Origin of the sequence: Paenibacillus marchantiae (assembly GCF_028771845.1) — a bacterium.
Classification (GTDB): Bacteria; Bacillota; Bacilli; order Paenibacillales; family Paenibacillaceae; genus Paenibacillus; species Paenibacillus marchantiae.
Window position 1 is genome coordinate 2,460,874 of the sequence record NZ_CP118270.1, and the last position, 15,266, is coordinate 2,476,139.

Here is a 15,266-nt window from a genome sequence, read left to right on the forward strand (position 1 = left end):
GCGATGACCAGCCAAACCTTGGTGTTCTCAATGGATGCACAGTCCTTGGAGCGGATCGAGCAGAAGTTCCAGGAGAAGTTAAACTTTGCAGATACCTGCAAAGATAAACTGTTTCATGTGTTTCAGCAGCCATTAACTGAAGAAGAGGCATGGGCTTTGAAATATGTGTATGCCTACATGCCAGTGAACGACCTGGCTGATTATGATGGGGAACTGTTCCTCAGTCATGTGCGTCGGGCACTGGACATTCGCAAGCGTGTGCCTTGGGGGGAGCGCGTACCAGATCATCTGTTTCTGCATTTTGTGCTTCCCTATCGAATCAATACAGAGAATATTGAAGATTTCCGTGGCATTATCTTTGACGAGTTGGCCGACCGGACAGCGAAGTTATCCATGGCGGATGCCATTTTGGAGACCAATTACTGGTGTCATGAAAAAGCGACTTATATTGGCAGTGATCTGCGAACGATATCGCCACTGACGATGATTCGAAATGCCCGCGGCCGCTGTGGAGAAGAATCCACGCTGGCGGTAGCCGCTCTTCGTAGCATCGGCATACCTGCCCGTCAGGTCTACACACCACGCTGGGCTCACTGTGACAGCAATCATGCTTGGGTAGAAGCCTGGGCGGACGGCCAATGGTATTACATTGGGGCATGCGAACCGGAAGCCGGATTGAATCAAGGATGGTTCAGTCCACCAGCCCGCAGGGCCATGCTGATTAATACGAGAATATTTGCCGACTATCCGGGACCGGAGGATATAACACTCTCCGAGAAGGGATATACGGAGATCAATTTACTGGAGAACTATGCGCCAGCGCATACCATCTGCGTGAAGGTGATAAATGAGCAGGGTGCGCCCGTGTTTGAAGCGAGTGTCCGCTTTGAGGTATACAATAGTGCTGAATTTTATCCGATCGCCGAAATCAAGACGGACGCACAAGGAGAAGCTTCCTTTAAGACAGGTCATGGCGACCTAGTGATTCGTGCGGTTAGTGGTGGCAAGTGGGGTGAAATTCTATTCAAAGCTCAGGAAGTCGCTCATGTTGAGCTCGTGTTGAATTCGTTAGAGCAGCCATCAGGGATCTTGGATTTTGATATGGTTCCTCCTCCGGAAGGGGAGGGAGAGGTAGTGGCTTCGTTACCAGAAGAGAAGATCCTGAATCACAACCGCCGCCTGGAAGAAGGTACGAAGATTCGGAGTGGATATGAGGATACATTCCTGAGTGAGGAAGATGCATTTGCATTGGCTCATACAACTGGACTGCCTCCGGAGCGCGTACGGGATATTCTACAGAAGGCACGGGGCAACAGCCGCGAAATCGCTGCTTTCCTAGAGGGGCGTTCCGGTGAATTTGGCGAGTGGCCACTACAGTTGCTGGAGTCGATGAACGAAAAAGATTTGATCGACACTTTTCGGCCGACACTGGACGATCATCTTATAGGTTCACTCTCGCAGCGTGGACAATGGGCAGAAGAGACGTTTGTGAAGTACATCCTGTGCCCAAGAGTCTCCTATGAAATGATGGTGCCTTATCGATCCGTATTCCAGAATGCTTATTCCGAGGAAGAAGCAGCGGCGTTCAGGGAAGATCCTTCGAAGCTTGTATGCAAGCTGGAACAGAGCTATTCGTATTATGAGGATCTCCCTAACCTGAAAGGTAAGGGAAACCCTGTAGGTACTTACAGCCTGATGAAAGGAGATCCACAGTCGCTCGATTTTCTGTTTGTCGCGGTGTGTCGCAGTTTGGGCATTCCGGCCCGATTGCATCCGAGCGAGCAGAAACCGCAGTATCTTAGTGACAAAGGCTGGGAGGATGCGGTGTTCAGTCTAACTTCTTCTCGAAATCAGGAGAGCTCAAGCTGGGGAATGCTGCAACTTCTCAAGGATTCAGAGGCTCGAGAGGATGTGCCGTCAGCATCCTATGCGGAGAATTTCTCGTTGGCCCGTCTGGAGGATGGCGTGTACAAAACGCTGATTTATCCATATGGTCACACCGATATCTATAGTGATCCATTTGAGGTTGAACCGGGAGCTTATCGCTTAACGACCGGTATTCGTCTGAAAGATGGAACGGTAAGAGTCCGCTTCATTTACTGCACCGTTCGCGCCGGAGACACCACAGAGGTAGTACTGACTTATCGCGAGACAGTGGTAGACATCCCTGTGCTGGGCAAACTGGCAACCGGCAATGAGTTGACTCGTCTGGATGGTTCAGAGGTGGTACTGAAGGATCTTTTGGGAGCTGAGGGGGCCATTGCTGCTTGGATTGAACCAGAACGGGAACCGACCAAACATCTGATTCGTGAGCTGTGTGAGCTGGCTGAGCCGTTGGATAAACTGGGCGTGCCGATCGTGCTGGTGATCGGAGATACAGAATGGAGCACCTCCTTTGACTCTGGGGCTTATCCGAAGCTGCCGATACGTACGATTTTTGTACGGGATTCCAGCTATGCGTCCTTGTCCGGTTTCATCTCGAAACCTGCCGCTCACGAAGCGGGCTATCCGCATCTGTTCGTGCTGGATAATCAGGATCAAATCCGATACTCGGCCTCTGGGTACAAGATCGGTACAGGCAAGGAAGCTCTGCAGATTGCTGCTGCGATATTTCAATCATTGAATGGATCGGAGTGAAGAGGATGACGAAATATATTGCTGCTGGTTATGTCGTCGATTCTGTTCTTCCCGACATGACGGATGAGGATCTGTTGAAGTTGACCCATCTGAATGTAGCCTTTGGACATGTCAAGAATGATGAAATCACCACCGAGCATTTAAAAAACGGAGAGGTTATCCGTAATATTAAGCGGAAGCATCCGAATCTAACGGTGCTGCTGTCCGTTGGCGGATGGAGCGCTGGTGGTTTCTCTGAAGCCGCCTCAACCCAAGCGGGGAGGGACAGCATGGCCGCATCAGCGGTTAGGGTGCTGGAGGAGTACCCTTTTGACGGGATCGATTTGGACTGGGAGTATCCTTCTTACGGTGAAGCCGGTATCGCATCCAGTCGTGATGACAAAAGGAATTTCACCTTACTTCTCAAGACGATCCGGGAAACACTGGATGCCAAGGGCTCCGAGGATGGCCGTCATTATCTGCTCACCATTGCGGCAGGGGCTGATCAATACTACGTCGACGGTACAGAGATGGCTGAGGTGCAGCAGTACCTGGACTTTGTGCAGTTGATGACCTATGATATGCGCGGCGGTTTTCAGGTTCTGACCGGACATCATACGAATCTGTATACGCCAACCGGAGATCTGTTCCGAATTAGTACTGATGCTTCCGTGAACCTGTTCATCCGTGCTGGCGTTCCGAAGGAGAAGATCGTTATCGGCGCTGCGTTCTACTCACGGATCTGGACTGAGGTTCCTAACCGAAACCACGGTCTTCACCAAATGGCTGGTAGCACAGGCGGCTATGGTCCGGCATTTGCCGAACTGGAAGCGAAGTACATCAACAAGAATGGTTACGTCCGTTATTGGGATGAGGAAGCCTGTGCACCGTTTCTCTTTAATGGGTCGAGCCTAATATCTTATGATGATGAAGAATCGATTCAGTGCAAATGCGATTACGTGAAGGATCAGGGCCTGGCCGGCATTATGTTCTGGGAATACGGTTGTGATCCGACCCATCGTCTGCTGGGTGCAATACATCAAGGGCTTTAAGATGTTCCGGTAGGGAAATAGAAGAAGAGAGTTGGTTGCAAGGATCGGCTTGCCTATATGAGCCAAAAACATACAAAAACCTCCCCTAACCAAAAGGTTCTGGGAGGTTTCTATTTATTTTACGAATCCATCCATTATCCAAGACATTCTTCGTCGTCATCTTCCGGGGAATCGGAGGAGTCATTGGGACGGTGCATTTTGCGGTACTGCCCTGGGGTATAACCCGTCTCTTTCTTGAATTTACGGATGAAGTTCGGTGTGTCCAGATAACCGACGCGAGTGATAATATCTTTTAACGGGTCGGTCGTATGCAGCAGCAGTCGGATAACCTCATCCATCCGTTTCTGCCAGATATATTGGGTAAAGTTCATGCCGATCTTCTCTTTGAAGGAACGGCTGAAATACGATGAAGAGATCGTGAATTTCGATGAAATCGTACCCAGGCTGAGGTCATAATCGGAGTAATTGGCATCAATATAAGCAACGATTTCATCCATAAGGGAGCTTTCTTCCGTCTCGCTCTTCGCCTCGACATGAGCGCAGATTTCGGCGGCAAGTCCTGTCAATTTTTTCTCCAAATCCTCTAACGAGTCGTAGGAAGTGATCCTTGGAAGTTGATTAACCACGTGATGAATGCCAAGTTCCGAGGCCGTTTTGAGCATCGTATTCAGAATATCGAAGCAGATGCAGCGCAGCAATGGTACAGACGGCATTTCGGATTTCAGGGTATTCAACGCAGTTGATACCATCTGAACTGCCACATCGTAACTGCCCTGTTTTAAGCTTTGAACCAGCTTCAGCAGCACATCCTTAGGTACCCAGAAGGAAGAATCCTGTGCACCGGAACCGGAAAGGGCGTTAAAGAAGGTAGTGCTGCCCTGTCCGTGCAGCATGGATGCTTCCAGCGCGGTTGATGCCTCGATGTAGGATTGGTTCAGCTGCAATGGAGAACTATAGCTGTTACCGATCCCGATCGCGGGAGCGAGTCCGACGTGTTCTGCCACCATCAATTGTAGTGATTCAACAATAGACTCCATACGAGCATTCAAGCTGGATTCATGCCCGACCTCGGCATCAAATCCGACGATGAGGGCCACTTGGTCTGGCTGTGGAAGCTCCACGCCGTAAGCATAAGCAGACAACTCCGGCAGTTCCATATCGTTGATCAGCTGCATAACAGTACGCTGTTCGGGATAATCTCCGCGGGGAAGATCGTGCATTTCCAATCCCAAGGTCATAACAAAATAATGGGATCGGTTAAAGCGTATGCCGAGATTATCCGTAAACTCAGAAGGGAGCTCTCCGGTATGACCATGCTTCAGTAACATAAGCAGAATATGATTACGAGCGTAGGGCTCCTGAAGGTCCACGCGCTGGCTGTAATCATGCAGCGTTTTCTTGATCCATTCCAACTCGTTGCTGGTTGTGGAAGGTTCAGGATTATTTTTTAAACGAATGAACTCCATCAAGTCTGAAATCGGATGGTATTGTCTTCGGGCCAACAAAATGGCGAGGAAGGTGCCCATCACCACCATGAAGGAGAAAACAAGAACAACAAAGGTACGAATATGGACAATTCGGCTAAAAAATTGATTGCTTGGCATAGCGGTTACATAAGTCCAGCCCGCGTCTGATTTGACGGATACAACCGAATGTGGTTCTTGATTTAAGGAGAGGCTGTGTGTTCCCGGCTCAAGTTCAAACAGAGCTTTGACTTCCTGTTCGGTAATGGTCTCCCCCTTATAATTGGCGGCCAACACCTGCCCATAATTATCGAAAATATAAGTCATACCATGGTAGTCGCTGAGAATGGAATCAATCAATCCCGTCAGATTGGACTCGTGAATCAGGTACATGACAGTCCCGTGGGCGGGCGTATTGTTAGGTGCAATCGGTACAAGGTAGGCCAGCATGGAATTGGGTACTTTGGTTCCTTGAACGACTTGTTCGGCTGGTCGTATCGTGGGGAACTGAACGTTATTCAAATCCCGGATCATGTCCGTTTTGTTCCATGTATTAAATTTGTAGCGGCCCGTGAATACATCTAGGTTCTCAGAGCCCTGAGACGAGTAGATGCTATCATCTCCGCGGAAGAACAGGAATAGCTCATCGATAATGGAACTGGTGGCTTTGTATTTGACCAAGGCAGCAATTGATTCCCGGCTATAGTAGGGATGGTGAGTCCAATAACGGGTTAGCTGCTCATCATAGGCGATACGAAATGCGATGTCCTGTAATTCCTTCATGCGGTCATCAATGACCGTTTTTGCTTGGGTCAACTGATTGACATTGGTCTGTTCAATCTCTGAACGGAGCGTGTCCACAGCATTGTGATAAATAATAATAGTTAAAATAACAAGAGGTATAAGGAAAATGGAGATATAGGATAGTGTGTACTTAAGCAGAAGCTTGGACTTGAAGTGATTCCATTTCATATCTGCAACCTCCCGTTTTTCTTTAGAGCTGCAGCGATAGCGCTCTCATAAAGACAGTGAAGTATTACCATGATGCCGAGCCGCTGGGTGTTCCTACTAAAAATATTAGGAGAACTTCTCCAATAAATCAATGAATCTTTTCTAAGTTTCAGAGCAAACAGGAAGAAAGTCACATGAAAGAAGAGGAACTCGGTGAGAATAACAGGTGTAAAGCTATGGAAGGGCTTTTTTTATGAGAGGTTCATTTGCTTCTGTACATGAGGAATTATATCGATCCAAGGATCAGCAAACCTTGATTTTTCGGCCATGGAGTAGCATGATATAGACATTCATCCCAACATGAACTATGGAGGGCGAATTGTTGAGTAACGCCTATTTGAATTAGTTTAAAGCCAATTTTCTAATGAATGCGGGTTTAACGATAGCAATTATTTTACCCGGCAGTTCACAAAGGCGTATGGCATGTCTCCCAAAACGTACAGGCAATCTCTATAATAATCCGCTGTGGTGTGATGAACGAAAGAAGGAGGGGTGAGTATGAGAGAAACCTGTGTTCCAACTGGCGTAGCTCTAAAAGATACCGGCTTTGGATATACGCTGTCCTTGGTAAACGGTAAATATAAAATGGTTATTCTGTATTGGCTGTCTGAAAACAAGGTGATGCGACATAATGAATTGAAGCGAAGCATTGGTACCATTTCTCACAAAACATTGAGCGTCATGCTTAAGGAGCTGGAGGAACATGATCTGATTCTACGCAAAGAATATCCCCAAATTCCACCCAAAGTTGAATATTCATTGTCGGAACGAGGACAATCAATAATGCCACTGTTAGATATGATGTGTGATTGGGGAGAAGCCAATATGGTGTCTGCCCCGGGGTTAATGCAAGGCTAACGATCAGGTTGTGAGATTAAAAAATTAAAAAAAGCAGTATCTTCCTGAATCGGAGATACTGCTTTTTTGATCTGCTTGGAGTGAGTATTATAGGTTATCCATGAAACGTAAATAGTTTTGTGCGCTTTGTTCCAATTCATTTGCCGCAGGCTCGTGTTCTGCACCATAGAAGGCAAAGAATGGTCGATAATCGGCATCGCAGTAATAGAAGGTCGTCTCAAAAGGAGTTAGCAGTTGTTCAAGGGTATAGCGATATTTGCCCTCTTCCGTGTAATCCGCCTCTTTAATTCCGGCAGATACGGCCAAGGCGACTTTGCGTTGCTGCAATTTGTCGCCCTTGGAGCCGTAAGCCCAGCCATAAGTAAAAACTTCATCCAGCCATTGTTTAAGAAGGGGTGGGCTGCTGAACCAATAGAACGGAAATTGCAGGACCAGATGGTCATGAGCTTCAATAAGCTGCTGTTCTTGCTGCACATCAATACGTCCATCAGGGTAAACTTTATATAGTTCATGTATCGTATATTTTTCCGGATATTGTTGGAGTTCTTCTATCCATCGTTTGTTAATGACCGACGTTTCCAGGTTGGGATGTGCTACGATGACAAGTGTTTTCAAAATGAATTCTTCCTCCCTAAGCTATAATGTTTCTTGAGTATAAAGGGAGTATTGCCGAGATGTAAGTACGCACTTTTAGTACATGTACTTACCTCAAGGTAAGCACCCTTCCTGAAGAACATCTTGGCGAGATTGGGTGAAAGAAATGAATATAGCCGTCAGTTTCTCAACTGACGGCTGTTTTAATGCTTTGTTTTATGATGACAATGTCTATTCGTTGATCTATTCCTCTTGCACATTATAGAGTACACGCGCAAGCAGGTTCTGGCCGTAATTGCCGAAATTTTTACCGAAGATCGTCAATCCCCGTTTGTTCACTGGTCCGTCCGTTACAGCGATTCGAAAGTGGATATCGCTTTTGTAATCCAGGCCAATCTGGTCCAGAGTAACATCGGAGATGCGGCATCCATCAATATAGCTGCCCTCTTGGGTGATGCGGATCAGCTTCAGCATCCCGTATTGATTCAGATGTGGTGGCCACCAGTCTGGATTGAACGTACCTCGGGTATTGCCAAAATCTCCTGGACTCGTCCAACAGCCAATCTCGATGCCGTTGACGTAGAAATAAATATCCGAAGGGTAGTTATCGCAAAAACCTGGTGCTTCTGAACCCAATTCCATGGACAACTGGATTTCGCTGAACGTCTGGTTAGGCTTAAGGTAGTTGGGAATGCGATATTCCAGATAACCTTCGGCCAGCCAAATCATCTCCGCATCAATACGGAGCGGATCAGCAAAGTAACGCGGATCATCGAACTCACCGACGATGCTGTCTCGGGTGGCGAGACCACATGTAGGAGCTGCCTGATAATCGCTATAATGACCTACCTGAATTTCAACCTCGTATCGGTTAAAAATCTCCTGTGAACGCAGGTCTACCATTAGTTTTTCCTCATTGAGATAACAAATCTTCTGGATCCCATGTTTGCCAACCGCAGTATTGATCTCAATCAGGCCGCTTTCTTCCAATTTCTTAATATGCATTGTAATGGCGCCATTGCTGAGCCCCAGTTTGGTTGCGAGATCATTGAGGTTAAGACTCTGGTTCTTGGCAAGCAATTCAATAATCTGGATTCGGATTTCCGAACTGAGTGCCTTGAAAATATTAACGCCAGACATCAGATCTTTAATATAAATCATAGGTGGTTTTCCTTTCCACGTTCTGAACAAAGCCCTTCTGATCCAGGCTTCTGCACATTTATATGGTTTGTTTTAGATAATTATAAATGATTACCGGATGGAAGGGAAGGGCGAGAAAAGAAAGCCGAATCCCTTGTATACATAGCATGAATGAGCGTATTATTCATAAAATGTTGAATATTTACTTTAAAAAATAACTTAAATCATTTCATATATATTTGAAATATACCATTGAAATGTAATGTAACCGCTTTTATAATCCTAGTATACCTAAATTGATTTAATACTTCATGAACCAAATTAACTATTTGATCAGGAGAGGTGGAATTCGAATTGGAAAAGTTCAAAGGAATGACAGGATTCAGGAAGAAACGTTGGGCATTACCTGCACTGCTTGTACTTGTTTTGCTATTGGCGGGCCAGTCCAGGGCATTCGCGGCATTTTGGAATCTGACCGGAGATATTGCCGTCCACGATCCATCCATCATCAAAGAAGGCAGCTCATGGTATACCTTTTCAACCGGTGCTGGCATTCAGGTACTGAAATCGGATAACGGGTCCTCATGGTACCGCGTTCCGCAGATTTTTCTGAGCAAGCCATCCTGGTGGGCCTCTGCCGTTCCGGGACAGAGTGGTCTGGATGTATGGGCACCTGACGTTGAGCAGTATAACGGAAAAGTGTGGCTTTATTACTCTATCTCTACCTTTGGCTCCAACAGATCGGCGATCGGGCTTGCGTCTGCAACCAGCATTGGAGCAGGCCAGTGGAAGGATGAGGGGTTAGTGCTTCAAACCACAACCGCCAACGATTATAACGCTATTGATCCGAATCTGGTCATCGATGCTTCAGGCAACCCGTGGCTCGCTTTCGGTTCTTTCTGGAGCGGTCTGAAGATTGTGAAGCTCGACAAAACCACGATGAAACCGACTGGAAGCATCTCCTCCATTGCGGCGCGTCCGAATAATGGCGGGGCCATCGAAGCACCAAGTATTGTATACCGTAATGGTTATTATTACTTGTTTGCCTCGATTGATTCCTGCTGCCAGGGCGTGAATAGCACGTACAAAATGGTCTATGGACGTTCAACGAGTATTACAGGTCCGTATGTGGACAAAAACGGTGTGAACATGTTGAATGGCGGCGGAACCATATTGGATTCGGGGAATGCCAAGTGGAAAGGACCGGGTGGTCAGGATGTGTATAACGGTAATGTGATTGCGCGCCACGCTTACGATGCTGACGATAACGGCAATCCGAAATTACTAATCAACGACTTGCTGTGGGATTCCAGCGGATGGCCAACGTACTAATTTGTTTTAAATAAATATAAAATGTTTTAATAAAGTATTGACTAAAGTGATTTGGATTTGATAAATTTAACAACAGAAATCTTATTTCACCTAATTGAATACGGTTACAAATCCAGATCAGGAGGGGTTCAGATGGTAAAGAAAAAGAGTTTAGTCACACTTATGCTTCTAATGCTGGTAAGTGCACTCGTGTTTGCGGGTTGCGGAGGAAGCAGCGGTTCAAGCGGGGACAAGGAATTGACATTTATGTTCCGGGGCGGCACGGATGAACAGAAGGCATATCAAGCCGTTGTTAAGAAATTCGAAGAAGAGCATCCAGGTGTCAAAGTTAAAATTATCGTTACAGCTGCGGATCAATACGCAACCAAATTGAGAGCTGCCATTACAGGCAACAGTTTGCCGGACGTGTTCTATTTTAACCCTGGCGATATTAAAGCCTATGTGAACAGCAATGTGTTGATGAATCTGACACCTTACGTTGAAAATAATGCGGATGTAGATCTGAATAACATCTGGAAATATGGTTTGGACTTGTATCGCTATGATGGCAAAATGGCAGGTCAGGGCGATATCTACGGAATGCCGAAAGATCTGGGTCCGTTTGCACTCGGTTATAACAAGACATTATTTGAAAAAGAGGGCATCCCATTCCCTGATAAGGACAAGCCTTACACATGGGAAGAATTCATCAAGGTCAACCAACAAGCGACTAAGGATACGAATGGAGACGGTAAACCGGACGTATTTGGTACAGGCTTCAACGTACAATGGGCGCTTCAGTCCTTCGTATGGAGCAATGGTGCAGACTGGTTGGATGATAGCAAAACAAAGGTAACCATTGATGATCCGAAATTCGCGGAAGCACTGCAATTCTTTGCGGACATGCAAAATAAATACAAAATCACGCCTTCTATTGAGGAAGCGCAAACATTGGATACGTACCAACGCTGGATGAAAGGAGAAATGGCTTTCTTCCCAGTAGGTCCGTGGGATATGAGTACATTCGAGAAACTGCCTTTCGAATATGATTTGCTGCCTTTCCCTGCGGGCTCTACGGGTAAATCCGCAACGTGGATCGGTTCACTGGGTATCGGTGTATCGGCCAAAACGAAACATCCAGAAGAAGCCGCAGAGTTGGTGAATTATCTCACAGCTTCCAAAGAAGGCATGCAGCAGTTGGTTGATGCCAAAGTGCAAATTCCGAATCTTCTCGACATGGCTGACGAATGGGCCAAAGATACTTCAACGAAACCAGCCAATAAACAGGAATTCATTGATATCGTAGAAGATTATGGCCGTTCTCTTCCAGGGAACTACACGTACAATGCGGAATGGTATGACCTGTTCTTCACCGACATTCAGCCGGTATTAGATGGCAAAATTACAGCCGCAGATTATGTGAAACAGCAGCAGCCGAAAATGCAAAAGCTGTTAGACAAAGCAGTAGAACAAGAGAAGAAATCTCAGAAATAAGCAATTTATAAAATGCTGAAAAAATGTGGCTGGAAAGATTGAAACATAGGTTCTAGAGAGAATCAGCCTACGCCAAATGGATGAGTAGTAGATTCCGTTTTCAAAAAAAGCCGGTGCCAGCAGCCTGCTATTAACGCTGCTGGCATCATTTTTGGATTCCATACGGGCATGTTGCATGAATTGATCAAGCAGGCATCCATCGATTCATGCAACATGCTGATATTAGAAACAGGGGTGAGCGCAGTGATTACAAAATCTAGTTTGTATCGCAAAGAGAGGCTGTACGGATATTTGTTTATTTTGCCTCCGGTTCTTGGTTTGCTGATCTTTGTTCTGTTCCCTTTCCTTTATTCCTTGTACGGTTCGTTTACGGATTGGGATGGCTTGGGACAGATGAACTTTATTGGTTTAGCCAATTTTAAGGATTTGCTCACGGATGATTTGTTTTACAAAGCGATGTTCAACACCTTTTATTTGATGCTGGGTATCCCGATTGGTTTGTTACTCGCATTACTGCTGGCGATGGGTCTGAATCGTAAAATCCCCGGCACAACGACGTTCCGTGTAATCTATTATATTCCGGTCATTTCTTCCCTCGCAGCGGTGTCCATCATGTGGAACTGGGCGTACAACGGGGATTACGGATTAGTGAACCAATTCCTTGATCTATTCGGTATTGAAGGCCCTAACTGGCTCGCAAACAAAGATACAGTTAAACCGGCCCTGATTATTATGACGGTGTGGAAAGGTCTAGGTTATACGATGTTATTGTATCTGGCTGCACTGCAAAGTGTATCACGTACATATTACGAAGCGGCTGAGTTGGATGGAGCAAACGGGTTCCAGATCTTCCGCAACATCACCTGGCCAATGGTGAAGCCGGTTACCTTTTTCCTCGTTGTTACAAACATTATTGGTGGTTCCCAAATCTTCACCGAAATGAACATTATGACCCCTACGGGTGGTCCTGAATATTCATCCGCATCCATTGTCTTCTACATCTGGCAGAAAGCATTCAGCAACCTGCAAATGGGTTATGCCTCTGCGATGGCCATGATTCTTGGTATTTTCATTTTTGTCATTACCTTGGTGCAATTCAAAATGAACGAAAAATCAGCCTATGATGGGGATTAATGGTCTAGGAAAGGAGTGAACCGGAGATGTCTTACAGTCAAAAGAGGAAATTAACAAACTCTATCATTTTTATCGTTTTGGCGCTTGGTGCTATTGCGATGATTGCACCACTGATCTGGATGTTGTCCACTTCCGTGAAGGAGAAGCAGGATGTGTTCGCGCTTCCGCCCGTGTGGATACCTGAAGTGTTCCAATTCGGAAAGTATAAGGAAATTTGGGAAGCAGGTCCGTTACTCAGCGGGGTCAAAAACAGCTTGATCGTGGCGGTCAGTGTTACCGTTGTCGGGACGTTTACGTCAAGTATCGCTGCCTTTGCTTTTGCCAAATTGAGATTTCCGCATAAAAACAAACTGTTTCTAGCTTTGCTCGCATCGATGATGATTCCGTATCCGACAGTCATGATTCCGCAATTCATCATGTTCTCGAAGCTGGGCTGGGTGGACACACTGCTGCCACTTATTGTTCCAGGATTATTTGGTAACGTCGTCATGATCTTCTTCCTTCGTCAATACCTGCTTAGTGTGCCTGATGCCATTATTGAAGCAGCGAAAATTGATGGCAGCTCCTATTTCCGACTGTACTCGAGCATTACGTTTCCGCTCATTAAACCGGCGATTGCAGCTCAGCTGATTCTCTGGTTCATGGGCATCTGGAACGATTATCTAGCACCAATTATTTATCTGAATTCACCTGAAAAACAGACCTTGCAGCTCGTTATAGCAAACTTCAATGCCACGTATGCGATCCAGACGGATTACCCGCTGATTATGGCAGCGTCCATTGTTGCGCTGTTGCCGGTATTGATCATCTTCCTGATCTTCCAGAAACAGATTATTGAATCGGTAGCAATCTCTGGAGTGAAAGGATGAATCTGCGGAGAACATTCCGCGGGTGGACGAATTCAGGAAAAGGAGTTGTTGCTTCGATGTTGCTGCTGTTGTTGGTTGGGGCTACAGGCTGTTCTGGAGAAGGAGCAGGGGAAGCGGTGTCCCCGCCGGTCTTTCCTGAGGCTCCCCAAGATACCCAATTGTATGACACCTCCATTCTGGACGACGAATCCCGTTGGACGGTGAACAATGCGCATGATCCGGCCATTATCAAAACAGATCAGGGATATTACGTTTATTCGACCGATGTTCGTGTAGCAGGAGAAGCGAAACCCGGCGTCATGGTACGCAAATCGGATGATCTGATCAACTGGTCATGGGTAGGTCAGGCTTTGCCGGGTATTCCGAAGGAAGCCCTCGATTGGACTGGGGCAGTAAATTTGTGGGCACCGGATGTGATTCAGGTTGGTGACACCTACCGGATGTATTATTCGGCTTCGTCTTTTGGTAGTACGCGTTCGGCTATTGGTTTGCAGACATCCTCGTCCCCAGAGGGTCCTTGGACAGATGAAGGGTTGGTTGTTAAAACATCTGAGAACGAAAAGGATAAGTTAAATGCCATCGATGCCAATCCGGTATTGGATGCCGAAGGCAATTCGTGGATGGTCTACGGTTCCTTTTTTGACGGGATATATATTGCACCTCTCGATCCGGAAACCGGAAAGTTCAAGGAAGAGGGGTATGGTACACGCATTGCCTCCCGTGATCGTGCTACGGAAGAAGGTGCGGTGGAGGGGCCATATATTGTGTATAACCCGGAGTTCAAAAAGTATTATTTATTCGTCTCGTATGATTCTTTATTCGAAGATTATAACGTGCGTGTAGCCCGTGCTGATTCCATTACAGGCCCCTACACGGATGTAAATGGCATGAACATGCTGGATACAGAGCATCTGCCTCAATACGAAGTCGGAACCAAAATTCTGGGTGGCTATCGCTTCACCGAAGGTGAGGGTTGGGTTGCACCAGGACATAACTCGGTCCTTAAGGATGGCGACGATTATTATATCGTGCATCATGCGAGAGGCGAGACGGATAAAAACTGGCCGTATCTGCATGTACGTAAAATGCTGTGGACCAAGGACGGCTGGCCTGTTGTGTCAGCAGAACGTTATGCAGGTGAGTACGCACAGGACATTCCGAAGTCGATGATCGCCGGGGAGTGGGAAGGCCTGGCTGTTGATCCATCGGTAGACGGACAGGTGCAGGCAGTGCCTTACACTTTGCAAGCCAACGGCAAATTGAAAAGCGAAAACGGTTCAGGCAAATGGACGTTTGACGGCAAACAAACACTGACGCTGGAGTGGAAAGAAAGCCCGTGGGGCGGAGCTTCCACAGAAGAGCTGAAGCTGCTCCCGTCCTGGGACTGGGAGCGAAGCCAGCCTGCACTTGTGGTTACTGGCCTGAGCGACCGCGGCATTGCTGTCTGGGGCAAGCAGATTAGCGCAGCGGAGAAATAGAGAGCCGCAGATATGGCTCGAAGTTTGGAATTGGAGCTGGCCGAGAAAATACGGCCAGCCATGCATTTAGTGGGGAGAGTCGCCCGAGCGAAGCGCGACCCCATAGATACAGAGCCACACCGATGGCTCGGAGTTGGATTTGGTTCAGCGAGCGTGGTTAGAGCGAAGCTGTTGCTTTTAAGGTGCACAAGCAGCGTAGGGGGAGGAAGGAGCCGAAGGAGCGTCTTTGGCATCCGATTTCAACCG

Annotated in this window: 11 protein-coding genes and 1 pseudogene; 9 read left to right on the forward strand and 3 right to left on the reverse strand. The window is 46.9% G+C overall.

The annotated features are described in order from the left end of the window. The first annotated feature begins 3 nt into the window (after window positions 1-3). Together PTQ21_RS11090 and PTQ21_RS11095 are read left to right on the forward strand one after the other, a co-directional pair. Window positions 4-2,637, forward strand: a complete 2,634-nt coding sequence (locus PTQ21_RS11090) for a transglutaminase domain-containing protein (RefSeq protein ID WP_274569882.1) — start codon at window positions 4-6, stop codon at window positions 2,635-2,637. Window positions 2,638-2,642: 5 nt separating this feature from the next. After that, on the forward strand, window positions 2,643-3,668 hold the full coding sequence (locus PTQ21_RS11095; RefSeq protein ID WP_274569883.1) for a glycoside hydrolase family 18 protein: 1,026 nt from the start codon (window positions 2,643-2,645) through the stop codon (window positions 3,666-3,668). A gap of 134 nt (window positions 3,669-3,802) precedes the next feature. Here the strand turns inward: PTQ21_RS11095 and PTQ21_RS11100 are convergent, their stop codons facing one another. Further along, complete coding sequence (locus PTQ21_RS11100) at window positions 3,803-6,103, reverse strand: helix-turn-helix domain-containing protein (RefSeq protein WP_274569884.1); 2,301 nt, start codon at window positions 6,101-6,103, stop codon at window positions 3,803-3,805. A 390-nt stretch (window positions 6,104-6,493) separates the two neighbouring features. On the opposite strand from PTQ21_RS11100, the pseudogene PTQ21_RS11105 reads away from it, so the two are divergent. Together PTQ21_RS11105 and PTQ21_RS11110 are read left to right on the forward strand one after the other, a co-directional pair. Next, window positions 6,494-6,598: pseudogene (locus PTQ21_RS11105) on the forward strand (helix-turn-helix domain-containing protein); the annotation flags it as partial. Window positions 6,599-6,640: 42 nt separating this feature from the next. Next, window positions 6,641-7,000 (forward strand): winged helix-turn-helix transcriptional regulator, encoded by a 360-nt coding sequence (locus PTQ21_RS11110; protein WP_063564580.1) that lies wholly within the window; start codon window positions 6,641-6,643, stop codon window positions 6,998-7,000. An 87-nt stretch (window positions 7,001-7,087) separates the two neighbouring features. On the opposite strand, the gene PTQ21_RS11115 is transcribed toward PTQ21_RS11110, so the two are convergent. Together PTQ21_RS11115 and PTQ21_RS11120 are read right to left on the reverse strand one after the other, a co-directional pair. Continuing rightward, a complete protein-coding gene (locus tag PTQ21_RS11115; protein WP_274569885.1) occupies window positions 7,088-7,615 on the reverse strand; it encodes an NAD(P)H-dependent oxidoreductase in 528 nt (175 codons plus the stop codon). A gap of 222 nt (window positions 7,616-7,837) precedes the next feature. After that, window positions 7,838-8,755, reverse strand: coding sequence for an ArsR/SmtB family transcription factor (locus tag PTQ21_RS11120; protein WP_063564578.1), 918 nt, complete (start codon window positions 8,753-8,755; stop codon window positions 7,838-7,840). 351 nt (window positions 8,756-9,106) lie between these two features. Between PTQ21_RS11120 and PTQ21_RS11125 the strand changes: the two genes are divergently transcribed. The 5 genes from PTQ21_RS11125 to PTQ21_RS11145 all read left to right on the forward strand — a co-directional run bounded on the left by PTQ21_RS11125 (window position 9,107) and on the right by PTQ21_RS11145 (window position 15,020). After that, window positions 9,107-10,066, forward strand: coding sequence for an arabinan endo-1,5-alpha-L-arabinosidase AbnA (locus tag PTQ21_RS11125; RefSeq protein WP_269053724.1), 960 nt, complete (start codon window positions 9,107-9,109; stop codon window positions 10,064-10,066). Between the two features lie 132 nt (window positions 10,067-10,198). Beyond that, window positions 10,199-11,539, forward strand: a complete 1,341-nt coding sequence (locus PTQ21_RS11130; RefSeq protein ID WP_063564577.1) for an ABC transporter substrate-binding protein — start codon at window positions 10,199-10,201, stop codon at window positions 11,537-11,539. Between the two features lie 243 nt (window positions 11,540-11,782). Continuing rightward, window positions 11,783-12,673, forward strand: a complete 891-nt coding sequence (locus PTQ21_RS11135; protein ID WP_062324023.1) for a carbohydrate ABC transporter permease — start codon at window positions 11,783-11,785, stop codon at window positions 12,671-12,673. A gap of 26 nt (window positions 12,674-12,699) precedes the next feature. Continuing rightward, window positions 12,700-13,542 (forward strand): carbohydrate ABC transporter permease, encoded by an 843-nt coding sequence (locus PTQ21_RS11140; RefSeq protein WP_063564576.1) that lies wholly within the window; start codon window positions 12,700-12,702, stop codon window positions 13,540-13,542. 56 nt (window positions 13,543-13,598) lie between these two features. Then, complete coding sequence (locus PTQ21_RS11145) at window positions 13,599-15,020, forward strand: arabinan endo-1,5-alpha-L-arabinosidase (RefSeq protein WP_274570480.1); 1,422 nt, start codon at window positions 13,599-13,601, stop codon at window positions 15,018-15,020. Window positions 15,021-15,266 lie beyond the last annotated feature (246 nt).

Bases quoted from the DNA above. Each gene is read 5' to 3' on its own strand.
- PTQ21_RS11090 (WP_274569882.1), top strand. From the start codon at position 4: ATGACCAGCCAAACCTTGGTGTTCTCAATGGATGCACAGTCCTTGGAG.
- PTQ21_RS11095 (WP_274569883.1), top strand. From the start codon at position 2,643: ATGACGAAATATATTGCTGCTGGTTATGTCGTCGATTCTGTTCTTCCC.
- PTQ21_RS11100 (WP_274569884.1), bottom strand. From the start codon at position 6,103: ATGAAATGGAATCACTTCAAGTCCAAGCTTCTGCTTAAGTACACACTA.
- PTQ21_RS11110 (WP_063564580.1), top strand. From the start codon at position 6,641: ATGAGAGAAACCTGTGTTCCAACTGGCGTAGCTCTAAAAGATACCGGC.
- PTQ21_RS11120 (WP_063564578.1), bottom strand. From the start codon at position 8,755: ATGATTTATATTAAAGATCTGATGTCTGGCGTTAATATTTTCAAGGCA.
- PTQ21_RS11125 (WP_269053724.1), top strand. From the start codon at position 9,107: ATGACAGGATTCAGGAAGAAACGTTGGGCATTACCTGCACTGCTTGTA.
- PTQ21_RS11130 (WP_063564577.1), top strand. From the start codon at position 10,199: ATGGTAAAGAAAAAGAGTTTAGTCACACTTATGCTTCTAATGCTGGTA.
- PTQ21_RS11140 (WP_063564576.1), top strand. From the start codon at position 12,700: ATGTCTTACAGTCAAAAGAGGAAATTAACAAACTCTATCATTTTTATC.
- PTQ21_RS11145 (WP_274570480.1), top strand. From the start codon at position 13,599: ATGTTGCTGCTGTTGTTGGTTGGGGCTACAGGCTGTTCTGGAGAAGGA.